At 71.4% G+C, this 24780-nt stretch carries 25 protein-coding genes; 18 read left to right on the forward strand and 7 right to left on the reverse strand.

Features of this window, described 5'->3' with window-relative positions; genetic code table 11:
- Positions 1-3 precede the first annotated feature (3 nt).
- Genes AC1DP1_RS15770 through AC1DP1_RS15785 form a run of 4 tightly spaced genes read right to left on the reverse strand, consistent with a single transcriptional unit; the run spans position 4 to position 3373 of the window.
- Positions 4-333: a sec-independent translocase gene (locus AC1DP1_RS15770; RefSeq protein ID WP_477507610.1), complete on the reverse strand. Its 330-nt coding sequence runs from the start codon at positions 331-333 to the stop codon at positions 4-6.
- A gap of 43 nt (positions 334-376) precedes the next feature.
- Positions 377-1537, reverse strand: a complete 1161-nt coding sequence (locus tag AC1DP1_RS15775) for an Mrp/NBP35 family ATP-binding protein (protein WP_477507611.1) — start codon at positions 1535-1537, stop codon at positions 377-379.
- A gap of 31 nt (positions 1538-1568) precedes the next feature.
- A complete protein-coding gene (locus AC1DP1_RS15780) occupies positions 1569-2081 on the reverse strand; it encodes a DUF1003 domain-containing protein (RefSeq protein ID WP_457187469.1) in 513 nt (170 codons plus the stop codon).
- Positions 2078-3373 carry a magnesium transporter MgtE N-terminal domain-containing protein gene (locus AC1DP1_RS15785; protein ID WP_457187471.1) on the reverse strand — a complete coding sequence of 432 codons (1296 nt, stop codon included), beginning with the start codon at positions 3371-3373 and terminating at the stop codon, positions 2078-2080. The genes AC1DP1_RS15780 and AC1DP1_RS15785 overlap by 4 nt, the downstream gene beginning before the upstream one ends.
- A gap of 192 nt (positions 3374-3565) precedes the next feature.
- On the opposite strand from AC1DP1_RS15785, the gene AC1DP1_RS15790 reads away from it, so the two are divergent.
- The 6 genes from AC1DP1_RS15790 to AC1DP1_RS15815 all read left to right on the forward strand — a co-directional run bounded on the left by AC1DP1_RS15790 (position 3566) and on the right by AC1DP1_RS15815 (position 11180).
- Complete coding sequence (locus AC1DP1_RS15790; protein ID WP_477507612.1) at positions 3566-5479, forward strand: endonuclease/exonuclease/phosphatase family protein; 1914 nt, start codon at positions 3566-3568, stop codon at positions 5477-5479.
- A gap of 116 nt (positions 5480-5595) precedes the next feature.
- On the forward strand, positions 5596-6792 hold the full coding sequence (locus AC1DP1_RS15795) for an endonuclease/exonuclease/phosphatase family protein (protein WP_477507613.1): 1197 nt from the start codon (positions 5596-5598) through the stop codon (positions 6790-6792).
- Positions 6793-6833: 41 nt separating this feature from the next.
- Positions 6834-8399, forward strand: a complete 1566-nt coding sequence (locus AC1DP1_RS15800; RefSeq protein WP_477507614.1) for a hypothetical protein — start codon at positions 6834-6836, stop codon at positions 8397-8399.
- Between the two features lie 13 nt (positions 8400-8412).
- Positions 8413-8640 (forward strand): DUF6752 domain-containing protein, encoded by a 228-nt coding sequence (locus AC1DP1_RS15805; protein ID WP_300050721.1) that lies wholly within the window; start codon positions 8413-8415, stop codon positions 8638-8640.
- Entirely contained in the window at positions 8637-9701 is a 1065-nt protein-coding gene (locus AC1DP1_RS15810) for a hypothetical protein (protein WP_477507615.1), read from the forward strand. Before AC1DP1_RS15805 ends, AC1DP1_RS15810 begins: the two co-directional genes overlap by 4 nt.
- 33 nt (positions 9702-9734) lie before the next feature.
- Positions 9735-11180, forward strand: a complete 1446-nt coding sequence (locus tag AC1DP1_RS15815) for a phospholipase D-like domain-containing protein (RefSeq protein ID WP_477507616.1) — start codon at positions 9735-9737, stop codon at positions 11178-11180.
- A 7-nt stretch (positions 11181-11187) separates the two neighbouring features.
- Here the strand turns inward: AC1DP1_RS15815 and AC1DP1_RS15820 are convergent, their stop codons facing one another.
- The gene (locus AC1DP1_RS15820; RefSeq protein WP_477507617.1) at positions 11188-11799 is read right to left on the reverse strand and encodes a hypothetical protein; all 612 of its coding nucleotides are present in this window, start codon (positions 11797-11799) and stop codon (positions 11188-11190) included.
- A gap of 131 nt (positions 11800-11930) precedes the next feature.
- Here AC1DP1_RS15820 and AC1DP1_RS15825 point away from each other — a divergent pair, with 131 nt between their 5' ends.
- Positions 11931-13145, forward strand: coding sequence for an acyl-CoA dehydrogenase family protein (locus AC1DP1_RS15825; RefSeq protein WP_477507618.1), 1215 nt, complete (start codon positions 11931-11933; stop codon positions 13143-13145).
- A gap of 3 nt (positions 13146-13148) precedes the next feature.
- Here AC1DP1_RS15825 and AC1DP1_RS15830 read toward each other — a convergent pair whose 3' ends face one another.
- Entirely contained in the window at positions 13149-13676 is a 528-nt protein-coding gene (locus AC1DP1_RS15830; RefSeq protein WP_477507619.1) for a hypothetical protein, read from the reverse strand.
- Between the two features lie 145 nt (positions 13677-13821).
- Between AC1DP1_RS15830 and AC1DP1_RS15835 the strand changes: the two genes are divergently transcribed.
- The 7 genes from AC1DP1_RS15835 to AC1DP1_RS15865 all read left to right on the forward strand — a co-directional run bounded on the left by AC1DP1_RS15835 (position 13822) and on the right by AC1DP1_RS15865 (position 20628).
- Entirely contained in the window at positions 13822-15039 is a 1218-nt protein-coding gene (locus AC1DP1_RS15835; protein WP_477507620.1) for an acetyl-CoA C-acetyltransferase, read from the forward strand.
- Between the two features lie 52 nt (positions 15040-15091).
- The gene (gene pcaD / locus AC1DP1_RS15840; RefSeq protein WP_477507621.1) at positions 15092-15868 is read left to right on the forward strand and encodes a 3-oxoadipate enol-lactonase; all 777 of its coding nucleotides are present in this window, start codon (positions 15092-15094) and stop codon (positions 15866-15868) included.
- The gene (locus tag AC1DP1_RS15845) at positions 15865-16656 is read left to right on the forward strand and encodes a CoA transferase subunit A (RefSeq protein WP_477507622.1); all 792 of its coding nucleotides are present in this window, start codon (positions 15865-15867) and stop codon (positions 16654-16656) included. The genes pcaD and AC1DP1_RS15845 overlap by 4 nt, the downstream gene beginning before the upstream one ends.
- Entirely contained in the window at positions 16653-17294 is a 642-nt protein-coding gene (locus AC1DP1_RS15850) for a CoA transferase subunit B (RefSeq protein ID WP_477507623.1), read from the forward strand. Before AC1DP1_RS15845 ends, AC1DP1_RS15850 begins: the two co-directional genes overlap by 4 nt.
- A gap of 1 nt (position 17295) precedes the next feature.
- Positions 17296-17853 (forward strand): nuclear transport factor 2 family protein, encoded by a 558-nt coding sequence (locus AC1DP1_RS15855; protein WP_477507624.1) that lies wholly within the window; start codon positions 17296-17298, stop codon positions 17851-17853.
- Between the two features lie 83 nt (positions 17854-17936).
- Positions 17937-19364 carry an MFS transporter gene (locus AC1DP1_RS15860; RefSeq protein ID WP_477507625.1) on the forward strand — a complete coding sequence of 476 codons (1428 nt, stop codon included), beginning with the start codon at positions 17937-17939 and terminating at the stop codon, positions 19362-19364.
- Positions 19365-19422: 58 nt separating this feature from the next.
- Positions 19423-20628, forward strand: a complete 1206-nt coding sequence (locus tag AC1DP1_RS15865) for an endonuclease/exonuclease/phosphatase family protein (RefSeq protein ID WP_477507626.1) — start codon at positions 19423-19425, stop codon at positions 20626-20628.
- A 6-nt stretch (positions 20629-20634) separates the two neighbouring features.
- On the opposite strand, the gene AC1DP1_RS15870 is transcribed toward AC1DP1_RS15865, so the two are convergent.
- Entirely contained in the window at positions 20635-21228 is a 594-nt protein-coding gene (locus tag AC1DP1_RS15870) for a DUF6529 family protein (protein WP_477507627.1), read from the reverse strand.
- Positions 21229-21410: 182 nt separating this feature from the next.
- Between AC1DP1_RS15870 and AC1DP1_RS15875 the strand changes: the two genes are divergently transcribed.
- From AC1DP1_RS15875 to catC, 4 genes are all read left to right on the forward strand, one after another.
- Complete coding sequence (locus tag AC1DP1_RS15875; protein ID WP_477507628.1) at positions 21411-22322, forward strand: LysR family transcriptional regulator; 912 nt, start codon at positions 21411-21413, stop codon at positions 22320-22322.
- A complete protein-coding gene (locus tag AC1DP1_RS15880) occupies positions 22319-23419 on the forward strand; it encodes a mandelate racemase/muconate lactonizing enzyme family protein (protein WP_477507629.1) in 1101 nt (366 codons plus the stop codon). The genes AC1DP1_RS15875 and AC1DP1_RS15880 overlap by 4 nt, the downstream gene beginning before the upstream one ends.
- Positions 23420-23511: 92 nt before the next feature.
- On the forward strand, positions 23512-24375 hold the full coding sequence (gene catA / locus AC1DP1_RS15885; RefSeq protein ID WP_477507630.1) for a catechol 1,2-dioxygenase: 864 nt from the start codon (positions 23512-23514) through the stop codon (positions 24373-24375).
- A gap of 6 nt (positions 24376-24381) precedes the next feature.
- Positions 24382-24660, forward strand: a complete 279-nt coding sequence (gene catC / locus AC1DP1_RS15890) for a muconolactone Delta-isomerase (RefSeq protein WP_477507631.1) — start codon at positions 24382-24384, stop codon at positions 24658-24660.
- The last annotated feature ends 120 nt before the right edge of the window (positions 24661-24780 follow it).

Consider the following 24780-nt stretch of genomic DNA (forward strand, 5'->3'; position numbering starts at 1 on the left):
TCGTCAGGTGGCCTCGACGTCGTAGGGCGGGACCTGGCCGTCGGGGAGGGCGGACTTCTTGGCGGACTCCGCCTGCTCGCGGTCGACCTCGGCCATGGCCTCGGTGATGTGCTTGCGCACGATCGTGCGCGGGTCGAGGTCGCGCAGCTGGAGGTCGGAGTACTCCGGACCGAGCTCGTTGCGGAGCTCGTCGCGGGCGTTGGTGGCGAGCCCGCGGGCGCGGTGGAGCAGCTGGGCGGCCTGGCGCGCGAGGTCGGGCAGCTTGTCCGGACCCAGCACGATGACCGCCACGAGGGCGATCACGGCCAGCTCGAGGAGCCCGACGTCGAACATGCTTCAGAACCTACTGCCTGGCCGGAGCCGTGGTCCGGAGTGGTCAGAACTTGCTGGACGGGGTGAGCCCGAGCTGCATGCCGGCGAGCCCGCGGCCGCGGCCGGACAGCGTCTCGGCGACCCGGGTGAGCTCGCGCGCGGCGGGGGCGGTCGGGTCGGCCTCGACGATGGGCTTGCCCACGTCGCCGCCCTCGCGCAGCGAGATGTCGAGCGGGATCTGTGCCAGGACCGGCACGTCGTAGCCGAACCGCTCGGAGAGCGTCGCGGCGACGCGAGCCCCACCGCCGGAGCCGAAGATCTCCAGGCGGTGGTCGTCCTCGGGCGGGCAGTGCGGGCAGGGGAGGTAGCTCATGTTCTCGACGACGCCCACGACGCGCTGGTGCATCATGGACGCCATGGTGCCGGCGCGCTCGGCGACCTCGGCGGCCGCCTCCTGCGGGGTCGTGACGACGATGACCTCGGCGCTCGGCAGGTGCTGGCCGAGCGAGATCGCCACGTCGCCGGTGCCCGGGGGCAGGTCGAGCAGCAGGGCGTCGAGGTCGCCCCAGTAGACGTCCGCCAGCATCTGCACCAGCGCCCGGTCGAGCATCGGGCCGCGCCACGCGACGACCTGGTCGCGGCGGGGCTTGAGCATGCCGATGGAGATCACGGAGACGCCGCTGGGCGTGGGCACGGGCATGATCAGGTCGTCGACCTGGGTCGGCCGGGTGTCGGCCACGCCGAGCATGGCGGGCACGGAGTGGCCGTAGATGTCGGCGTCGACCACACCCACCTTGAGGCCCTGCGCGGCGAGTGAGAGGGCGAGGTTGACCGTGACCGACGACTTGCCGACGCCGCCCTTGCCGCTGGCGATGGCGTAGACCTTCGTCAGCGAGCCGGGCTGGGCGAACGGGATCTCGCGCTGGGCGCGGCCGTCGCTGAGGATCTCCTTGAGGCCGGCGCGCTGCTCGGCGGTCATCACGCCGAGAGTGAGGTCGACCGACGCGACGCCGGGGACCTTCGTGACGGCCGCGGTGACGTCGCGGTTGATGGTTTCCTTGAGCGGGCAGCCGGCCACGGTCAGCAGCACGTGGACCGCGACCGAGCCGTCGTCGGCCACCTCGACGGTGTCGACCATCCCCAGCTCGGTGATCGGGCGCTTGATCTCGGGATCGTTGACGGTCGCCAGGGCGTCCATCACCTGCTGCTGCGTGGGGGTGCTCATGATGGGGAAGTCTACGAGCCACCCCGTGGGCTCACGGTCCCGGCTCGTCCTCCGGCTCGCGGCGCGACAGGTCCTCGATGTCACCCAGCAGGCCGCGGAGCTCCGAGCGGAGGAAGTCGCGGGTGGCGACCTCGCCGACCGACATCCGCAGCGAGGCGACCTCGCGGGCCAGGAACTCCATGTCGGCGTGGGCGCGGGCGTTGGCCTGGCGGTCCTGCTCGGCGACCACCTTGTCGCGCTGCTCCTGGCGGTTCTGGGCGAGCAGGATCAGCGGGGCGGCGTAGGACGCCTGGAGGCTGAGCATGAGCGTCAGGAAGATGAACGGGAACTCGTCGAAGCGCAGGTCTGCGGGGGCCAGCACGTTCCAGCAGATCCAGGCGGCGACAAACATCGTCATCCAGAGCAGGAACTTCGCGGTGCCCATGTAGCGGGCGAACGACTCGGCGAACACGCCGAACGTGTCGGCGTCGACCGACGGCCGGCGCACGATCTGGCGCCGGGTCTCGCGCGGGGTGTCGAGGCGGGTCCGGCGGTCGGCGCTCACCCGGCCCTCCCTGCGCTCGGTCCGCCGTTGATCCGGCCGGGCCGCGGGGCGCGGTCGCGCCAGCCCTCGGGCAGCATGTGGTCGAGCAGGTCGTCGACGGTGACCGCGCCGATCAGGCGCCCCTCGTCGTCCACCACGGGTGCCGCGACCAGGTTGTACGTCGCCAGGTGGGCGGCGACCTGGTCCAGGGATGCGTCGGGGCGCAACGGGTCCATCGACTCGTCGAGCGCGGCGGCGACCAGCGTCGAGGGGGGCTCGCGCAGCAGCCGCTGGATGTGCGCGGCGCCGAGGAGCTTGCCGGTCGGGGTCTCGAGGGGCTGGCGGCAGACGTAGACCAGGGCGGCGAGGGCGGGCGTGAGCTCGGGGTTGCGCACGTGGGCGAGCGCGTCGGCGATGGTGGCGTCGGGGGAGAGGATCACCGGCTCCGGCGTCATCATCGCCCCGGCCGTGTCGTCGGCGTAGGACATCAGGCGCCGGACGTCCTCGGCCTCCTCGGGCTCCATCAGCCCGAGCAGGGTGGCGGCGGTCTCGGGGTTGAGGTCGGCGATCAGGTCGGCGGCGTCGTCGGCCGACATCTCCTCGAGGATGTCGGCAGCGCGCTCGGAGTCGAGGTGCTCGAGGATCTCGACCTGGTCCTCGTCGGGGAGCTCCTCCAGGACGTCGGCGAGGCGCTCGTCGTCGAGGGCCGCGACCACGGCCGTGCGCCGCTCCGGCGGGAGGTCGTGGATCATGTTGGCCGCGTCGGCCGGGCGCATCTCGTTGAGGGCGGCGATCAGGTGGGTGGCGCCCTGCGTGGGCTCGTGCTTCGTCAGCCCCGTGACGTCGCGCCACTCCACGACGTGGGTCTGGCCGCGCCGCCGGAAGCCCTTGCTCGGCTCCTGCACCGCGACCCGCGACAGCACCCAGTCGCGGTTGCGGGCCTGCTCCATCGCGACGTCGTAGACCACGCCGGTGGTGCCGCCGTCCTTGGCCGGGTCCTTGATGGTCACGGTGCGGTCGAGCATCTGGCCCATCACGAGCGTCTCGGTCGAGCGCTGCTCGAACCGGCGCATGTTGAGCAGCCCGGTCGTGTGGACCTGACCGCTGTCGATCGCGGTGATCCGGGTCATCGGCACGAAGATCCGGCGTCGGCCGAACACCTCGGCGACCATGCCGAGGACGCGCGGCTGGCTCGTCTCCGTGCGGAGCGCGACGACCAGGTCGCGCACCTTGGCCACCTGGTCGCCCTGGGGGTCGAAGATCGGCAGCCCGACGAGCCGGGCCACGAAGACGCGGGTCGGGGTGGTGCTCACGCCCGCAACGTTAGCGTGCCCCGTCGTTCGTGAACCGCCTCCACGCCGCGCACGTGGTGTACCCTGACGTCGCACGAGTCACTTCTGTCACATCGATCGGACCCGGGCCGACACGTCGACGACGTGTGGGGAGGGGTCACGGTCGGGTCACCTCGACGACGCCACTTCCCCGACATCTGTGAGGCCCCCTCCATGCCCGGCACGACTGCTTCCTCGCGCCCGTCCTCCCTCCGACGCCTCTGCGCCGTCGGCCTGACCCTCGCCACGGCCCTCCTCGTGGCCCCGGCCACGCCCGACGCCGGCCTCGCGCCCGCCGCGGCGGCCGAGCCCGCCGCCACGCCCGTCGCGGCCCGGACCATGGAGGTCCCGCAGACGACCACGGCCACCGGGTTCCGCGTGGGCAACTTCAACGTCCTCGGCGCCGACCACACCGCTCCCGGCGGCAAGCGGAAGGGCTGGGAGTCCGGCACCGTCCGCATGGATCGCGTCGTCTCCCTGCTGGGGCAGAACACCCTCGACGTCGTCGGTTTCCAGGAGTTCCAGCCGCCGCAGGCGGCCCGCTTCGCGGAGCTGATGGGCACGTCGTGGCAGACGTACCCGGGCCTCGACAACCCGGCCGGCCCGTCGGTCAACTCGATCGGCTGGCGCACCGACGTGTGGACGCTCCTCGAGGCGCGCACCCTCCCGATCCCGTACTTCGACGGCGTGCCGAGCCGGATGCCGGCCGTGCTCCTGCAGAACGTCGCCACCGGCCGCCGCGTGTGGTTCTTCAACACCCACAACCCGGCCGACGTCCGTGGTCCGGCGCAGGCCTACCGCGACGCCGGCTTCGCGATGGAGGTCGCCCTCGCCAACGAGCTGCGGGCGGCCTACCCCGACGCTCCGTTCATCTCGCTGGGCGACAAGAACGAGCGCGCCAGCTACTACTGCAAGGTCGCCCCCGGCGCCAACATGTGGGCGGCGAGCGGCGGCTACGTCGACGGCAGCACCTGCTCGGCGCCCGGCGGCGGCGCGATCGACTGGATCATGGGGACCAAGGACGTCTTCTTCAACAGCTACACGCGCGTGTGGAACGACTACGTCTCCAAGACCAGCGACCACCCGCTCTACACCGCCAACGTCGTCGTCCCGGCCTCCGCGCCGGTCGGCGTCGACCACGTCGTGGTGGTCGCCGTCCCGGGCCTGACCTCGGCCATCGCGGGCGGCTCGAGCGCCCCGGGCGAGGCCACCCGCATGGCCACCAACGGCGCGTCGACGATGAACGCCCGGACCGTCACCGAGAACACCCAGGCCGACGCCAACCTGATGTCGCTCCTCACCGGACGCCGGGTGTTCCCCAAGGCCGGCGGCCACGGCGTCGGCTCCAAGAAGACGCTTCCGTCCACGGTCCACGACTCGGCCGGCCAGTACGTCTCGAGCCTCTTCGACCTCGCGCACAACAACTCGGGGCGGACGATGTTCGCCTCGAGCCGCAAGGAGAACCAGCTCGTCCTCCGCAGCTGGAACCGCAAGAGCGGCGGCAAGGACCCCTACGGCGTCGACGACGGCACCGCCAAGATCGACCGGTTCAAGATCATGCGCGACGACTCGAAGAGCGTCGGCTGGTGGCGCGACACCATCGAGCGCAAGCCCGCCGAGCTGAGCGTCATCGAGCTCTCGGGCGTGATGAAGGCCGGGCTGGACGGTGGCTTCAAGGGCCAGGCGTACCAGAAGGCGGTCCGCAAGGCGTTCCAGAAGGTGGCCGGCATCCGTCGCAGCATCGCCAAGTCGGCCGAGATGAACGGCACCACGCTGCTCATCGTCACCGGCACCGGCGGCGCGCAGAAGTCGCGCGGGTCGTCGCGCACCTGGGCGAAGAGCTACAAGGTGCCGATGTGGGTGACCGGTCCGGGTGTCCCGGCCGGCAGCGACCTCTACGGACTCAACCCGTCCTTCACCTCACCCGGCAGCGCGCAGCCGGGCTACTCCGGCACCCAGCCCATCCGGGTCGGCGACCTGACCAACCTGGTGACACGCTCGCTGGGCGTCCCGCCGGTGCCGGCGTCCTCGATGGACCCGGAGCAGCGGTTCCAGGTCTTCGACCCGCTGCTGGTGCCCGGGTCCTGACCGCGACGGTTGGTGCCGGGTGACGGCGCCCGGTTAGGCTTGCCTCTCTGAGCCGTCCACGCCCGGCGTGGAGTCGTCCGCCGGGGCCGTCGGCTCGCCCTCCGCAGAAGGTGGCCGTGAAGCACAAGGACCCCGAGACGACGAGCGGTGCGGGCCGCCCGCGCCGTTCGCGCGTCGAGCTGTGGGCTCCGTTCCTCGTGCTCGCTGTCGTCGCGGCCGTGGTGTGGGCGTCGTTCTGGTCGGACTCGGCGGTCGACGACGTCGCCAGCGACCGGTCGGACGCCTCGCAGGCCACGGCCGCCTCGGACGACGCGGCCGACTCGGGCGAATCGGACGACCCCGACGGGTCGGGCGACGACGACGGTGCGGGGGAGCGGTCCGGATCGGCCGGAGCCGAGCCCGAGCACGCGGAGCCCGAGCAGCTCGAGGAGTCCGTACGCCGCTTCCGTGCCGCCCAGCGCCGGCTCGCCGCCCGCGTCTCCCGGCAGGTCAAGGTGGTCGAGCGGCGCACCCAGCCGTTCGAGTTCCAGGTCGCGTCCTACAACGTCCTCGGCGACTCGCACACGGGGCCGGGGGGCAACAAGCCCGGCTTCCCCGACGGCGGCCCGCGCATGGACATGTCCATCGCCGCGCTGCGCAGCAACGGCATCGACGTCGTGGGATTCCAGGAGTTCGAGCAGAGCCAGTACGGCATGTTCACCTCGCGCGCGGGTGAGTACTCGCTCTACCCGGGGATGTCGTTGGGCAACAAGTCCGTGCGCTTCAACATCGCCTGGCGCTCCGACGTGTTCCAGCTGGTCGAGGCCCACACGCTCTCCATCCCGTACGCCGGCGGCAGCCGCATCGCGATGCCGGTCGTCCTGCTGGAGTCGATCAGCACCGGTCGCCGGGCGTGGTTCGCCAACTTCCACAACCCCGCCGACACGCCCAACCTCGGCAACAACGCTCGCTGGCGGGCCGAGGCGGCCGCCATCGAGGTCGCCCACCTCACCGAGCTGCACCAGGCCGACGGCACCCCGGTGATCGCGACCGGTGACTACAACGAGCGTGCCGAGATCTTCTGCCGCTTCACCGCCGGCGGCGTCTTCACCGCCGCAGCGGGAGGCAGCTCGGCCGGCGGATGCTCCCCGCCGCCGAGCATGCAGGTCGACTGGGTCTTCGGCTCCACCGGCGTCGCCTTCACGGGCTACTCCGTCACCGGAACGGGCCAGGCCTCGGACCACAGCATGGTGCACAGCACGGCGACGCTCACCGGGGACGACGGCGAGACCGAGGTCCAGCCCGACACCGACACCGACGGCGAGGGCCAGTAGGCGCTGAAGCCCGGCGGCTGCCGCTCGGTATAGTCCGCCGCGTGAGGTCCCTGAGCCAGTTGAGGCGTGCCGCCGCGCTGGAGGTCCTCCGGATCGACCCCGCGGGCCTGCTGGTCGCCGGCACCCGCGACCAGCTCGTCGACGTCGCCTTCGACGGCCGCCGCATCTGGTCCTTCTGGCTGCTGCGCGACGGTGAGCAGGGCGACGACGGCGTCACCCTCACCTGGCCGAAGCCGCTGCGCCCGTTCCTCGACGGCGTGACCGAGGTGACGCTGAGCGACCCCGGCAGCGACGCCGTGCTGTTCTCGCGCACGGTGCAGTTCGGGGAGCGTCCGGACCGGATCGAGGTGGTCAACCCCGCCGGCCGCCCGCTGAGCCTCGACAAGTCCCTCAAGCTCGTCGAGACCTTCGACACGCGCGACGCCGCGCAGGTCGAGCCGCTGCTCGACGCGATCGAGGAGGTGCTCGGCGCGCTGCGGCAGGTCGGGCTCGACGCCTTCCTCGCCTACGGCACGGCCCTCGGCGCCATCCGCGACGGCGGCCTCATCGGCCACGACAGCGACGCCGACCTGGGCTACGTCAGCACGCACGACCACCCGGTCGACGTGATCCGCGAGTCGTTCCGGATCCAGCGCGCGCTCACCGACATGGGCTACCGCGTCACGCGCTACAGCGCCATCGCGCTGAAGGTGCACGTGCTCGAGAGCGACGGCCTCGACCGCGGCCTCGACGTCTTCGGCGGGTTCATGCGCGACGGCACCCTCTACCTCATGGGCGAGATCGCCGTCCCCTTCCGGCGCGAGTGGATCTACCCGCTCGGGACGGCGTCGCTGGAGGGTCGGGAGCTCCCGGTCCCGGCCGACACCGACAAGTTCCTCACCGCCACCTACGGCCCCCACTGGCGCGTGCCCGACCCGGCCTACAAGTTCACCACCCCCGCGAGCACCATCGAGCTGTTCAACGGCTGGTTCCGCGGGATGCGCACCGGCCGCGCCGGGTGGCACGCCTACCACAAGCGCACCGCGCACCACTCCACGTCGGTCTCGGCCGTTGCCGAGGCGGTCGCCGAGCGCCACCCGGACCTCGCGACGTACGTCGACATCGGCTGCGGGCGCGGCACCGACGTCGCGTGGTTCGCCGACCGCGGCGTCACCGCGATCGGTCTCGACTTCCAGCCCTACGCCTACGACGCGGAGGCGGAGCGCCGCGCCGACGACCCGCGCGTGACGTTCCAGCTCTTCAACCTCCTCGAGCTGCGCCACGTCCTCGCGGTCCCCGCCTGGATCGCCCGGATGCCCGGCCCGCGCGCCGTCGGCTGCGTCCACGTCGTCGAGCGCCTCGGGCGCCGTGGCCGGCTCAACATGCTGCGCTCGGCCCGCATGGTCCTGGCCGGGACGACCGGCACCCTGCACCTGCAGTTCCTCAGCGAGAAGGGGCGCGACGGCTACGCTCGCCGCACCGGAGCCCGCAAGCCCCTCGACCCGGCGATCGTCGCTGCCGAGGTCGAGGAGTCGGGAGGCCGGGTCCTCGAGGAGGTCCGCGAGCACGTCTCGGACGCCCCCGGCAGCTCGCAGGTGTGCCGCATGATCATCGACTGGAACGCGTGAGGTGGGAGCAGACATGTTCGGACTGGGCAATCGGAAGGGGCATGGCTCCGGCCCCGAGGTCGACGGCAACCTCGAGAAGCGCGTCGCCGCCCTCGAGGAGGCCGTCCAGGAGAACCGCGCCCTCAACGTGCGGCTGGCCGAGCTCACCGACGTCGTGACCGAGCTGCTGCTGCCCGTGGCCGCGCGCGACGAGGAGAGGCTGGAGGAGCTGCTCGGGAAGTACCGCGGGGACTTCTCTTGAGCCCTGGCTCAGGCGACCGCGGCGGTCCGCGCCGGGTCTTCCTGCACGTGGGGCTTCCCAAGACCGGTACGACGTACCTCCAGCAGGTCGTGTGGGCCAACCGCGACCGCCTGCGGTCGGCGGGGCTGTTCCTGCCCGGGTTCGGCCACCGCGAGCACCTCTGGGCGGCCCTCGACCTGCAGGAGCGGCCCAGGCTCGCGCGGCGCCACGCCGATGCCCCCGGGGCGTGGCGGCGGCTCGTGGACGAGGCATCCGGGCAGACCGGTGACGCGCTGATCACCCACGAGTTCCTCTGCGGCGCGAGCGCCGAGCAGGCATCGCGCGCGATCGCCGACTTCCCGGACGCCGAGGTGCACCTCGTCGTGACGGCCCGCGACGCCGCGAGCGTCGTCTCGGCCGGGTGGCAGGAGTCGGTGAAGAACGGCAGCACCGTCGGCCTCGACGCCGTCATGGCCGGCAAGGCCGCGGGCGGGCCCGAGTTCAGCATGCGCACCTGGGACCTGGCCGGTGTCCTGGAGCGCTGGACACCCGACCTGCCGGCCGACCAGGTGCACGTCCTGGTGATGCCCGGCGCCGGTCAGCCGCGCGACCTGCACTGGCGGCACTTCGCCGAGGTGCTCGGCATCGACCCCGATGCCTACGAGGCCCCCACCGACGCGGTCAACCCCGCCCTCGGGATCGTCCAGATCGAGACGCTCCGGCYGGTCAACAAGCACCTCCCGCCCTACTCCGCGCAGGAGCGCGGCGTGTGGATCCGCGGCTACCTCGCCGAGGACCTGCTGGCCCGCCAGCCGCGCGAGCGCGGCGGTCTGCCGGAGCACCACCGGGCGCGGTTCGCCGAGCTCGACCGCGCCGCCACCGCGCTGATCGCCGACCGGGGCTTCCACGTGCTGGGGGACCTGGCGGCGCTCACGGCGGACGCCGGCGGGGCGTCGGGCCGCGAGCCCGACACGGTCACCACCGACGAACTTCTCGAATCGGCGTCCCGACTCGTCGCTGATATCGTGGCCGACGTCCGCGCGAGCACAGGTGATGTGCCGCCACGTCGGGGGAATCTCTGATCCGGGCGCCTCTGGTGCCACGTAGGAGTCTTAGTGCGTTCGAAGTTCGTTGCCCTGTTTGCTGCCTGCGGGCTGATGGCCTCGCTGGTCGCGCCCATCTCGAGTGCCGCCTCCGCTGCGTCGGCTCCCACGTCGAGCCCGGCAGCCGCGGCCCCGGCGACGTCGGCCGCACTGGCCGCGCGCAAGCCCGGCAAGCCGAACAAGAAGTGGAAGGTCCCCACCGGGGCCAAGTTCAACAACCCGATGATCCCCAGCAAGCGCTTCGTCATCGAGCGCCACGTGCTGCGTGCGATCCGGAACACGCCCAAGGGTGAGAGGATCACGATCTCGGCCTACTCCCTCGACCGGCAGGTCTTCGCCGACGAGCTCATCCGCGCCAAGAAGCGCGGCGTCAAGGTCAAGGTGCTGCTCAACGACCACCTGGTGCCCGGGGCGCAGGTGCGCATCCAGAAGGTGCTGGGCGCCAACACCAAGAAGAAGAACTTCCTCAAGCGCTGCGTCTCCGGCTGCCGGGCCGACGAGAACGAGTACAACAACCTGCACAGCAAGTTCTACCTGTTCAGCCGCACCGGCAAGAACCGCGACGTCGTCATGCTCGGGTCCTACAACATGACCCTCAACGCCGTGCGCTGGCAGTGGAACGACCTGTGGACCACGGTCGGCAAGACGACGCTGTACGACCAGTACATCGCCCTGTTCAACGACATGCGGCCCGACTGGGACAAGCGTCGGGCGACCTACGCGTTCTGCGAGGCGGGCCTCAACTGCCCCTCGGGTGACCAGCACAAGTACTACAACATCGTCTTCCCCCGCTACACGACGCCGGCCAACGACGCCGTCCTCGACATCCTCAACAACATCCAGTGCGTCTACACCGACGCGGCAGGCGTCCAGCGCCGCACCCAGCTCGCGCTGTCGATGCACTCGATGCGCGGCAAGCGCGGCAACTACATCGCCGACAAGCTGCGCGAGCTCTACGGCGCGGGCTGCAACCTGCGGGTCAACTACGGCCTGATGGGCTTCCACACCAAGCAGCACATCGGTGCCCCGACCGCGCGTGGGCGCGTGCCGCTGCGGTCCACCGGGTTCAACCTCAAGGAGGACGTGCCCACCGGTGACTCCGAGATCGACAACATGCCGGAGAACATCGAGCGCTACACGCACCACAAGTACTTCGTGCTGAAGGGCTCCTACAAGGGCATCGTCGACAGCAACATGGTGTGGACCGGCTCGACCAACTGGTCCAGCCTCGGCACCCCGCAGGACGAGATCCTGTTCAGCATGCACGGACGCGGCAACGTGCGGGACTACATGGCGAACTTCAACCTCATGTGGCAGAAGCCCTTCAGCCGCGACGCCTACACGACGACGTACTCGTCCTGGAAGACCGTCAACGGCCGCCGCGTCGGCGTCGGCCCGATGGTCACGGTCGAGCCCGACCGCCTCAAGGCCGGCGGACCGACCTGGGAGAACGACTGACCTGAGGTCAGCCCTCCTGCTCGCCGGCCTGGTCGGCGGGCAGGAGCGACTCGGCGAGGCCGCGGACGGTCTCGAGGTCGGGACCCTGCAGCACCACCGTGCTGCCCTTCAGGTCGTGGGCCAGCACGATCGCACCGCCGTGGTCCCACGCCGACCACGCGCCGGTGCCCCATGCCGAGAGGTCGACGTCGTCGGTGGYGGTGAGGCCGGTCTGGTCGGCGAGCACGTCGTCGCTGGTGCCCGGCAGCTGGTCGAGCACCACGTCACCGGTCGGTGCGGTGAACTCCATCCGCCACCACTGCGGGTCGCGCTGGTAGCCGCCGCCCACCGTCGTCCACCCGTCGGGCAGCGTGGAGGGGACCATGGTGATGAGGCCGCCGCTCGTCGCGCGCAGGGCAGCGTTCTTGTACTTGGGGGCCACGGCGGGCTCGGTGCCGAAGTCGACGGGCTCCACCGGCGTGGCGCTGGCGGTCTCGCTGGGGGGCTCGGTCGTCGTCTCGGAGGGGGAGCTCTCCGACGACGGGTCGACGCCGGTGTCGGGTGCGTCGTCCCCGCACGCTGCGAGGAGCAGGACGAGGGAGGCTCCGAGGGCTGGTCCGATCGCACGGGTTGCTCGCATGCAGCGAGTCTCTCACGCAGGCCATGCCCGAATGCGGTGTGACGACTGTCTCGGCGCGGGGACCTGCCCAGGGTGAATGATCGATAACTAGACTCCGAGCGATCCAGCCGCGAGCGCCCAGGAGCCACCACATGCCCCGCCTCTGCCTGACCGATGGCCTCTCCGAGGACCAGTCCGAGATCTTGAAGGCTGTCCGGCAGTTCGTGGACGAGCAGATCATCCCGGTGGCCCAGGAGCTCGAGCACGCCGACGAGTACCCGACCGAGATCATCGAGGGGCTCAAGGAGCTCGGCGTGTTCGGGCTGACGATCCCGGAGGAGTTCGGCGGGCTCGGCGAGAGCCTGCTGACGTATGCGCTGGTGGTCGAGGAGATCGCGCGGGGGTGGATGAGCGTGTCGGGGGTGATCAACACCCACTTCATCGTGGCCTACATGCTGCTGCGGCACGGCACGCCGGAGCAGAAGGAGAAGTACCTGCCGCGGATGGCGACCGGTGAGGTGCGTGGCGCGTTCTCGATGTCCGAGCCCGGCCTCGGCAGTGATGTGTCGGCGGTGTCCACGAAGGCCACTGTGTCGAAGCAGGACGAGGACGGGGCTGCACTCGAGTACTCGATCACGGGTCAGAAGATGTGGCTGACCAACGGCGCCACCTCCACGCTGGTCGCGGTGCTGACGAAGACCGACGAGGGCAACGAGTCGGTGTACAAGAACATGACGACGTTCCTGGTGGAGAAGGAGCCCGGCTTCGGTCAGACCGCCCAGGGGATCACGGTGCCGGGCAAGATCGACAAGATGGGCTACAAGGGCGTCGAGACGACCGAGCTGATCCTCGAAGGACACGTGATCGCCGCCGAGCAGGTCCTGGGTGGTGAGCCCGGCAAGGGGTTCTTCCAGATGATGGACGGCGTCGAGGTCGGTCGGGTCAACGTCGCCGCCCGCGCCTGTGGTCTGGCGTGGCGTGGGTTCGAGCTCGCGATCGCCTACGCCCAGCAGCGCAAGACCTTCGGCAAGGCGATCGCGGAGCACCAGGCGGTGCTGTTCCGGCTCGCGGAGATGGCCACCAAGGTCGAGGTCGCCCACACGATGATGGTCAAGGCCGCSCGGTTGAAGGACACCGGGCAGCGGATGGACGTCGAGGCCGGGATGGCGAAGATGGTCGCCWSYGAGTACGCCAACGAGGTCGTCGAGGACKCCTTCCGSATCCACGGCGGCTACGGCTACTCCAAGGAGTACGAGATCGAACGCCTCATGCGCGAGGTCAAGTTCATGCTCATCGGCGAAGGCACCTCCGACATCCAGAAGATGATCATCGGCCGCTCGCTGTTGAAGGACTACCAGCTGCGCTGACCGCTACCGCGCCACCCAGGGCGTGAACGTCCGTCGCTCCGGTGCCCAGTCCACCGAGCCGGTGGTCTCGTCCTCGAACTTGACCGCCACGCGGACCCGCTTCGGGTCGCCGATGCAGCGCCGCGGGATGCGGAGCGACACCGGCGCCTCGTCGAACATGTCGGCGTGGGCGCGCATGCCCGGGCACCGCACCACGCGCGTCGGTCGCTGACCGAAGGACCGCACGACCGCGAGCGAGTCGCTGAAGTCGGAGTTGGCGCGGAACGACACGTGGAACGTCGGCCGCGGCCCGCGCCCGGTGTCGATCCAGAAGGAGTAGACCTGCCCCGCCGCCAGGGGGACGGCCGAGCGGACGCTCACCTTCACCGCGTTCCTGTGGACGACTCGCACCTGGCTGATGTCGACGGACGTCGAGTCGCCGAGCGGGTCCTCGAACGCTCCCGTCCCTGCGTGCGCCGTACCTGCCACGACCAGCGTCGCGCCGACCGCGCAGGCGATCAGTGCGCGAGCACTCCATCTCGTTGCGTCCACGCGATTCCCCCCTCGCCGGCTCCCATGATCGCGCCGGGCGCTCCCCGGCCGCAAGGGCCGACTATCGCGCTTTAGGACGTCGAACGTCTCAGTGACAGCCAAACAGATACTTCACTGTATCGAACGTCACGATTAGGTTCGATCCATGCCCGACATCGTCATCTGTGAACCCGTGCGCACCCCGGTGGGTCGCTTCGGGGGCGCGTTCGCCTCCCTGTCCGCCGTCGACCTGGCGTCGACCACCCTGACCGAGCTCGTGCGTCGGACGGGCCTGCAGGAGGGCGACGTCGACGACGTGATCCTCGGCAACTGCTACCCCAGCGGCGAGAACCCGGCCATCGGCCGCATCGCCGCCCTCGACGCGGGTCTCGGCACCGGCGTGCCCGGCCTCCAGCTCGACCGTCGCTGCGGCTCCGGCCTGCAGGCGGTGCTCTACGCCGCCTCGCAGATCGCCAGCGGCGGCGGCACCCTGATCGTCGCCGGCGGCGCCGAGTCGATGTCCAACGTCGAGCACTACGCCCTCAGCCTTCGCAACGGGGTCAAGGGCGGTTCGGTCGAGCTGATGGACCGCCTGGTCCGCGCCCGCGAGACCGCCGGCGGCAAGGACCACCCCGTCCCCGGTGGCATGCTCGAGACGGCCGAGAACCTCCGCAAGGAGTACGACATCTCGCGCGAGGAGCAGGACGAGCTCTCGGTCCGCTCCCAGCAGCGGGCCGGTGCCGCCCACGAGGCGGGCCGGTTCGCCGACGAGCTCGTGCCGGTCACCGTCCCGGGCCGCCGCGGGAAGCCGGACGTCGTCGTCGACCGCGACGAGCACCCCCGCCCCGAGACGACCCTCGAGCAGCTGGCCGCTCTGCGGCCGGTGCGTCAGAAGATCGACGACGCCTCCACCGTCACCGCCGGCAACGCCAGCGGCCAGAACGACGGCGCCGCGATGTGCGTGGTGACCACCCGCGAGGAGGCCGAGCGTCGCGGCCTGCGCCCGCTGCTCGCGCTGAGGTCGTGGGCCGTGGCCGGTGTCGGCCCCGAGGTGATGGGCATCGGCCCGGTGCCCGCGACCGCCGCCGCCCTCGACCGCGCGGGGCTCACCCTCGACGAGATCGACCTGATCGAGCTCAACGAGGCGTTCGCCGCCCAGGTGCTCGCCTGCCTGCGCGAGTGGAAGGTCGACCCCACCGACGAGCGGCTCAACCCCAACGGGTCGGGCATCTCCCTCGGCCACCCCGTGGGCGCCACCGGCGCCCGCATCCTCGCGACGATGGCCCACGAGATGCAGCGCCGCGAGTCGCGCTACGGCCTCGAGACCATGTGCATCGGCGGCGGCCAGGGCCTCGCCGCGATCTTCGAGCGGGTCGCGTCATGATTCACCCCAGCCGAATGCTCGCTTCGCTCCGCTTCGACCAGGGACCCCGAAAATGAGCGCCGTCGCCGTCCACCACGTCGTGACCGGGCCGGAGGACGCGCCCGTCGTCGTCCTGGCCAACTCCCTCGGCTCCACGACGTCCATGTGGGACGCCCAGGCCGACGAGCTGGCCGAGCACTTCCGCGTCGTCCGCTACGACACCCGCGGCCACGGCGGCTCGCCCGTCCCGCAGGGCCCCTACGACATCGACGACCTCGCCGACGACGTCGTCGCCCTGCTCGACACCCTCGGCGTGGCGAAGGCGCACGTCGTCGGCCTCTCGCTGGGCGGCATGACCGGCATGCGCCTCGCCGCCCGCAACCCCGAGCGCGTCGACCGCCTCGTGGTGCTGTGCACCGGCGCCCGGCTCGAGCCGTCGAGCGCGTGGCACGACCGCGCCGCGACCGTGCGCGCGAACGGGAGCACCGCCGTGGCCGAGGCCGTCGTCGCGCGGTGGTACACCCCGGAGTTCCTGGAGAAGAACCCCGACGTGAAGGCCGCGTGCGAGGGCATCGTGGCGGCGACCCCCGCCGAGGGCTACGCCTCGTGCTGCGAGGTCATCGCCGAGATGGACCTGCGCGACGACCTCCCCCGCATCACCGCCCCGACGCTCGCGATCGCCGGCGCCGACGACCCGGCCACCCCTCCCCCGCACCTCGAGGCGATCGCCGACAGCGTGCAGGACGGGCGCCTGCTCGTCGTGCCGGATTCGGCCCACCTCGCCAACGCCGAGCAGCCGCAGACCATCACCCACGCGATCGTCGCGCACCTGAAGGGCGGATCGGCATGAGCACCATCGACCGCATCGACAAGGTCGTCAGCGGCGCCGAGGAGGCCGTCGCCGACATCGCGCCCGGCTCCAGCCTGGCGGTCGGTGGCTTCGGCCTCGTCGGCATCCCGTGGACGCTGATCAGCGCCCTCCTCGACCAGGGCGCCGACGACCTCACGGTCGTCTCCAACAACTGCGGCGTCGACGGCGCGGGCCTCGGCCTGCTCCTCGAGGCACGGCGGATCACCCGGGTCATCGCGTCGTACGTCGGCGAGAACAAGGAGTTCGGCCGGCAGTACCTCGCCGGTGAGCTGACCGTCGAGCTCACCCCGCAGGGCACCCTCGCCGAGCGGATGCGGGCCGGCGGGGCCGGCATCGGGGCGTTCTTCACCCCGACCGGCGTCGGCACGATGGTCTCCGAGGGCGGCCTGCCCTGGCGTTACCACCCCGACGGCACCGTGGCGCTGGCCTCGGAGCCCAAGGAGGTACGCACCTTCCACGGCATCGACATGGTGCTCGAGGAGTCGATCGTCACCGACGTCGCCCTCGTCCGGGCAGCCAAGGTGGACCGCGCCGGCAACTGCGTCTTCCACGCCTCGGCGCGCAACTTCAACATCCCGGCCGCGATGGCCGGTCGACTGACGATCGTCGAGGCCGAGGAGGTCGTCGAGATCGGCGACATCGACCCGGACGACGTCCACCTGCCCGGTGTCTTCGTCCAGCGCGTGGTCGAGCTGACGCCGGCCCAGGCGCACGAGAAGGACATCGAGAAGCTGACCACCCGACCCCGAGAGGCGGCGACGGCATGAGCTGGACGCGTGACGAGATGGCCGCCCGAGCGGCGCTGGAGCTGAAGCCGGGCGAGTACGTCAACCTCGGGATCGGCCTGCCGACGATGATCCCGGCCCACCTGTCGGCGACCTCGACGGTGACCCTGCACGCCGAGAACGGTATCCTCGGCGTCGGCCCCTACCCCTACGAGGACGAGGTCGACCCCGACCTCATCAACGCCGGCAAGCAGACCGTCACCGTGCTGCCGGGCGCCTCGTTCTTCGACTCGTCGCTGAGCTTCGCGATGATCCGCGGCAGCCACATCGACACGGCCGTCCTCGGCGGGATGCAGGTCTCCATGGCCGGCGACCTCGCCAACTGGATGGTGCCCGGGTCGATGGTCAAGGGCATGGGCGGCGCGATGGACCTCGTCAGCGGCGCCCGCCGGGTGATCGTGCTGATGGAGCACGTGTCGCGCAGTGGCAGCCACAAGCTCGTCGCGGAGTGCGACCTGCCGCTCACGGGTCGTCGGGTCGTGGACCGCGTGGTCACCGACCTCGGCGTCCTCGACGTCGCCGACGACGGCTTCGAGCTCGTCGAGCTCGCGCCGGGCGTCACCGTCGAGGAGATCTCCGAGCGGACCGGGGCCCCGGTCCGGGTGCCGGTCGGGGTCTGACGTGCCGACGCCCGAGCAGGACCCGGCAGAGCACCCGGCAGAGGACCTGGCCGCACGCGTGCGCCGCCTGGAGGACCTGCACGCGATCGGGCAGCTCCGCGCGCACTACTGCCAGGCCCTCGACGACGGCCGTTGGGACGACCTGGTCGACCTCTTCACCCCCGGCGGCGCGTTCGTCGGGCTCTCCACCGCCCGCGGCCACGACGAGCTGCGCACCTTCTTCTCCGACCTCCAGGACGGCCCGCTGTCGGCCTGGTGGCACTTCTCCTCCAACGAGACCATCGACCTCGTGGGCACACCTGCCCACGCAGCGACCGGCGCGACGTGGCTCGACCAGCCGTGTGTCGTCGACGGTCGCGCCCACGTCGCCGCCGGGCGCTACCAGGACCAGATGGTCCGCGGTGACGACGGCCGGTGGCGCTTCGCCGAGCGTCAGGTGACGTTCTTCTTCTGGGTCCCCGGTGACGAGGACTGGGCTCCCGGTCGCTACGGCTGGGCTCCCGCCCGCGCCGCGGCCGACGTACGCACCCTCGAACGGGTCACCGCCTCCCGCCGCTGACCCGGTCCGCACCCCCGGCACGACGACGTGCCGGGAGCCGCTGCTGCGCGCCCGCGTGCAGCCATCCACCACCGGAGACCTCGATGTCCCACACCCTCACCCCGTCCACCCCGTCGGGCCCGTCCGGGCCGCCGCCGGGGTCGTCCACCGGCCAGCCGGCCACCGACCGTCGTACGCTCACGCGGGTCTGCACCGCCGTGCTCCTCGGCTCGGCGCTGGAGTGGTACGACTACTTCCTCTACGGCGCCGCCGCGGCCCTGGTCTTCGGCCAGGTGTTCTTCCCGACCGCGTCGGAGTCGACGTCGCTGCTGCTCTCGCTGGCGACCTTCGGCGTCGGCTTCGTCGCCCGCCCGATCGGCGCGATGGTCTTCGGACACATCGGCGACAAGCACGGTCGTCGCCCCGCCCTCATCGCGACCCTGATGCTGATGGGCCTCTCCACCACGGCGATGGCGTTCATCCCCTCCCACGCGATGATCGGCATGGCCGCGCCCCTGCTGCTGGTGGTGCTGCGACTGCTGCAGGGCATGGGCTCCGGCGCGGAGTACAGCGGCGCCTCCGTGTACGCCGTCGAGTACGCGCCGCCCGGCCGTCGCGGGTTCTTCGGATCGTTCAGCGCGGCCGGCGTCTACCTCGGCCTGGTGCTGTCGTCCGGCGCCCTGCTGCTCACCACGTCGCTGACCACCGACGCGCAGTTCGCGGCGTGGGGCTGGCGGCTGCCGTTCCTGGCGAGCCTGCTGCTCATCGCGCTCGGCCTCTGGATCCGCCTGCGCCTGGAGGAGACGCCGGCCTTCGAGGAGGCCACCGAGGACGTCGCCCCGGCCAAGGCACCGCTCCTCACGCTGGTGCGGACCCAGTGGCGCAGCATGCTGCTGGTGATGGGCCTCGTCGCGGCGCCCCTCTCCTTCAGCCACCTCTACCAGGTCTTCGCGCTCTCCTACATGGCCGACGCCGGCTACGACCGGGTGACCGGAACGACCGGCCTCCTCGTCGCCGGGCTGGTCGTGATGATCACCGCCCCGCTGGCCGGCATCGCCTCCGACCGGTTCGGCCGCCGCCCCGTGCTGATGGTGGGTGCGGTCTACGCGATCGCGTTCGCCTTCCCGTTCTTCATGCTGGTCGACAGCGGCCGGCCGGTGCTCGCCATGCTCGCCCTCGCGCTCGCCCAGGGCGGCAGCGTCGGCATCATGTTCGGCGTCCAGGGCGTGATCCTGTCCGAGCTGTTCAGCACGGCCAGCCGTTACAGCGGTGCGGCCGTGAGCCGAGAGTTCGCCGCGATCATCTTCGGTGGCTTCGCCCCTCTGATCGCCGTCAGCCTCGCCGCCTCGGCCAACGGCGCCTCCTGGCCGGTCGGCATCTACGTCGTCGTGCTGGCCGCCATCACCTTCGTGTCGGCGCTGCTCGCTCCGGAGACCTACCGGACCAGCCTCTCCGACAGGGATGCGGCGGAGCCGGCACCCGCGGGCGCGGCGGATCCCCAGCCGGCTCTCTCGGGGTCGCGCGAGGGCTGACAGCAATGCCCCCAAATGGGGGCTTGCCCGCCGCGACCGGGAGTGCCACGGTCCGAAGATGACCAGAGCCCCCCGCCACCGCGTCCTTCTCGGCCTCCTCGCCACGGCACTCGCGCTGGGTACCGCCATGGTGCCCAGCGCGAGCGTCTACGCCGGTCCCCCGGGCGGCGGGCACGGCAGTGGCCATGGGAGTGGCCACGGCGGCGGGCACGGCACCCCGGCACGTACGGCCACCGTGATGACCCGCAACCTCTACCTGGGCGCGGACCTCACTCCGATGCTGCTGGCCCTGGCCAGCGGCAACAACACCGCCATCGTCGGTGCGGCGACGCAGACGTGGGCAGCCGTCCAGGCGACCCGGCCCGCGGAGCGGATGGGGGCCATCGCCGACGAGATCGTGGCGGCCGACCCGGACGCCGTCGGCCTGCAGGAGGTCACGACCTGGACGACGTTCGCGTACAACCCGCTGAACGGCACGACGAGCAACCCGACCGTCGAGTACGACTTCCTCGACCTCCTCCTCGACGCGCTCGCCGAGCGGGGCGCCGGCTACCACGAGGTCATCGGCGCGACGTCGAACAACTTCTCCTCGCCGCCGATCCCCTACCTCGCCAGCCCGACTGCCACGTTCCCGACGCGGGCGGTGCGCCTCGCCGACCGTGACGTGATCATCGTCCGCGACGACGTCGCGACGACCAACGCCCGCACCGGCACCTACACCAACATCATCAGCTTCCCGATCGGCGGCGCCCAGCTGCCCGTGGCGCGGGGATGGGGCTCCGCGGACCTGTCCGTGGGCAAGTCGACGTTCCGCTTCGTCAACTCCCACCTCGAGGCCTTCGGGGTCCCCGGCATCGACGGCGAACAGGTGCGGGTGGCCCAGGTCGGCGAGCTCCTCGCCGCGCAGGCCGCGCTCACGACGCAGCTCGGCGCGCTCCCGATGGTCTACGTCGGCGACTACAACTCCGACGCCCCCGACGCCCCGGCGTATGTCCGCCTCCTGGCCGGTGTCGGCAACGACGCGTGGACGCGCAGCCACCCGGGCGACCCGGGCTTCACCTGCTGCCTCGGCGCGACGCTGACCGACCCGGACAACCCGCTCACCTCACGGATCGACCTGGTCCTCTTCAGCGACGAGGTGAAGGCACCGCGGGCGACCATCGTCGGCGACGACCCGTCCGACATGACGGCGTCGGGCCTGTGGCCCTCCGACCACGCCGGGGTGGTGGCGCGCCTGGTGGTCCCGGCCCGCTGGGGTCGCTGACCGGGATCAGTAGCCGCCGTGGCTGGGCCAGCCGCGCGCGGCGACGTACCAGACCGCCGAGGTCAGCACGACGACGAGCAGGAGCGTGAAGAGGAGCCCGCCCGCGACCGGCAGGAACCAGCCGGGAGCGCGGCGGGCCCGCACGGCCACGACCTTCACCACCACCGCGCCGAAGACCATGCAGCCGAGCACGCCGTGGACGACGACGCGCAGCGGCACCGACTCGCCGGTGTGGATCGTGCCCACCTCCAGGCCGAGCGCCCACAGGCAGCTGTAGCCGACGAACACCGCCAGCAGCAGCGCGACCGCGCCCGACACCCGATGCGCCGTGCCGAGCCAGGACGGTGGCCGGCCGCCGAGATGGCCGTAGAGCCAGAGCGCGCTCAGCAGCTGGAGGACGACAAGCGCGCCGATCACCGTCGAGAGCACGACCTTCATCTCGATCACGGTGCGGAAGCCCAGGTCGGTCGTCCCGCTCAGCGTCGGGTCGTGCACCCGACCGAACACGCCGAGCAGTACCGCCACCACGGCGCCCGCCGCGAAGGCTGCCAGCGGGACGGCCAGGCTCCCGGACGCCCGTGCTGCCGTGTGGTCGGCCATGGAGTCAGGATGCGCCGACCGGGCGCACCGCGGAAGCCCGCTCCAGACACGGCCCTCCATTGATCGCTCTGACGTATCAATGGCGCGGAAACAAGTCCTTGTCCTCGATCAATGTCCCGACCTACCGTGAGTCGACGCCGACGTGAGCGTCGTCACCATCGGAGTCGAACGGAGGAGGACCCGTGGAGCTGCGACACCTGCGCTACTTCGCCGAGGTGGCCGAGACCCGCCACTTCGGGCGCGCGGCCGACCGCCTCCACATGGCGCAGCCCGCCCTGTCGCAGTCCATCCGCCAGCTCGAGGCCGAGCTCGGCACCCCTCTCTTCGTCAGGACCACCCGCCAGGTGCGGCTCACGCCCGCCGGCGAGTTCTTCCAGCTCGAGGTGGCGCGCATCCTGGAGTCGGTCGAGGCCGGCGTGCGCGGCGTTCGACGCATCGCCGCCGGCCGGCAGGGCCTCGTCCGCATCGCCTTCACCGGCAGCGGGGCCCACACCGAGCTGCCCCGGATGGCGCGCACCGTCAAGCGTGCGCTCCCCGGGATGGCCCTCGAGATCCACGCCGACCTGCTCACCCCCGCGCAGGTCGACGGGCTGCACGAGGGGACCCTCGACCTCGGCGTGCTCCGTCCGCCGATGTCCGGCGACGGACTCGCCTCGCGCACCCTCTCGACCGAGCCGCTGGTGCTGGCGGTGGCCGAGGACCACCCCCTGGCCCACCAGCCGAGCATCTCGATGAGTGACCTGCGCACCCAGCGCTTCGTCCTGTTCTCCGGTCCGGACTCCGCGGTCAACGACGCCGTCCTGCGCAGCGCGCGCGAGGTGGACTTCGTGCCGATCCGCGAGCACGAGGCGGCCGGCATCTCGGTCCTGCTGCCGCTCGTGGCAGCCGACCTCGGCGTCGCGCTGGTCCCCGCCTCAGTCCGGGCGGCCCCCCTCGCCGGCGTGGTCTTCCGCGACGTCACCGACGCCGCGACCGTCGACCTGGCCCTGGTGTGGCGCGCCGACGAGACCAACCCCGCGGTGCTGGCCGTCCTCGACGTGCTGTCCGCCGACTCCCCCGCAGCCCTCCCCGACTCCGACGAGGTCGTCCGATGAAGATCACCCGGGTGGAGGCGATCCCCTTCGCCATCCCCTACCGCAAGGCACTGAAGTTCGCGAGCGGCGAGGTGCACGTCGCCGAGCACGTGCTGGTGCGCGTCACCACCGACGACGGCGTCGTCGGCGTCGCGGAGGCCCCACCGCGACCGTTCACCTACGGCGAGACCCAGGCCGGCATCGTCGCGGTCATCGACACCATCTTCGCCGGCCAGGTCGTCGGACTCGACCTGATGGAACGCGAGCAGATCCACACCCGGCTCTCCCGCACGATCGGCAACCCCACCGCCAAGTCGGCGCTCGACATGGCCATCTGGGACGCCCTCGGCCAGTCGCTGGGCTACAGCGTCACCGAGCTGCTCGGCGGCTACACCGACCGGATGCACGTCTCCCACATGCTCGGCTTCGACGAGCCCACGGCCATGGTCGCCGAGGCCGAGCGGATGCGCGACACCCACGGCATCACCACCTTCAAGGTGAAGGTCGGCCGCCACCCCTACCGCCTCGACACCGCCGTCGTCCGCGCCCTGCGCGAGGGACTCGGCGACGACGTCGAGCTGTACGTCGACGGCAACCGTGGCTGGTCGGCCTCGCAGTCGGCGCGCGCGATGGCCGAGATGGGCGACCTCGGCCTGACCTTCGCCGAGGAGCTGTGCCCGGCGGACGACGTGCTCGGTCGCCGCTGGCTGGTGCAGCAGCTCGACGTCCCCTTCATCGCCGACGAGTCGGTGGTGACCCCCGCAGAGGTGACCCGCGAGGTCCTCGGCGGCTCCGCCACCGCGATCAGCATCAAGACCGCCCGCACGGGCTTCACCACCAGTCGGCGCGTCCACCACCTCGCCGAGGGACTGGGCGTCGAGCTCGTGATGGGCAACCAGATCGACGGCCAGCTCGGCTCGCTGTGCTCCGTCGCCTTCGGCTCGGCCTTCGAGCTCACGTCGCGCCGGGCGGGCGAGCTGTCCAACTTCCTCGACATGACCGACGACCTGCTTGCCGACCCGCTCGAGATCCACGGCGGCCAGCTCGTCGCCCGGTCCGGCCCCGGGCTCGGCGCGGTCATCGACCCCGACAAGCTCGCGCGCTACCGCCAGGACTGACCGGCACCAGGACCTTCCCCGCCCTTTCCACCCTTTCCACCCCTTTTCCATTCCCCGCCGCACCCCACCCCACCCCTCCCGAGGAGCACCCCATGTCCACCACCGTCAACGAGTCCGCCACCGCAGCGGCCTCCGGCGCCAGCGCCACCGAGCGCTTCCACGCCGACAAGTCGCCGTACGCCGCGGTCAAGGACGTCCCCGCCGAGCGGGTCGACACCCTGGCCCGCGAGGTGCTCGAGGCGATCTACACGACCGTGCGCACCCACAAGGTCACCTACGACGAGTTCAACGCCCTCAAGGCGTGGCTGATCGGCGTGGGCGAGGACGGCGAGTGGCCGCTCTTCCTCGACGTCTGGCTCGAGCACGTCGTCGAGGACGTCGCCACCGAGCACCGCGAGGGCAACAAGGGCTCGATCGAGGGCCCCTACTACGTCCCGGACGCTCCCGAGCAGGGCGCGAAGGGCACCATCTCGATGCGCGACGACGAGGGCGGCACCCCGCTCGTGTGGAGCGGTCAGGTCACCTCGTGCGACGGGTCCGCCCTCGGCGGCGCCAAGGTCGAGCTCTGGCACGCCGACGACGACGGCTTCTACTCGCAGTTCGCCCCCGGGATCCCCGAGTGGAACCTGCGCGGCACCTTCACCACCGACGCCGACGGGAACTTCGAGATCACCACGGTGCAGCCCGCGCCGTACCAGATCCCCACCGACGGCTCGTGCGGCAGGCTCATCGCCGCCGCCGGCTGGCACGCCTGGCGCCCCGCCCACCTGCACGTCAAGGTCTCCGCGCCCGGCCACGAGCTCCTCACGGCCCAGCTCTACTTCCCCGGCGACGAGCACAACGACGACGACATCGCCTCGGCCGTGAAGCCCGAGCTGATCCTCGACCCGCAGCGGCAGGCCGACGGCTCCGCGACGGTGTCCTACGGCTTCGTCCTCGACCCTGCGAAGGGCTGATCGCCGATGCTCTACCACGTGCGCATGGACGTCCGGATCCCGCTCGACATGGATGCCGACGTCAAGGCCGACCTCGTCGCCCGCGAGAAGGCGTACGCCCAGGAGGTGCAGCGCTCCGGCCGCTGGCCGCACCTGTGGCGCGTCGTCGGCGAGTATGCCAACGTCTCGATCTTCGACGTCGAGTCCAACGACGCGCTCCACGACCTGCTCTCGGGGTTGCCGCTGTTCCCCCACATGGACATCCAGGTCACCCCGCTGGCGAAGCACCCCTCGTCGATCGCCTGACCCGTCGCGACGGCCCGGCCTCCCACCGCTGGAGGGTCGGGCCGTCGGCATGAGGCGCGGATCACATCGAGGCGGGAACAAGAACGACGGCCGACCGGTTAGGTTGGTTGAATCGTCAAC

This window comes from Nocardioides sp. P4_G10 (genome assembly GCF_056401175.1).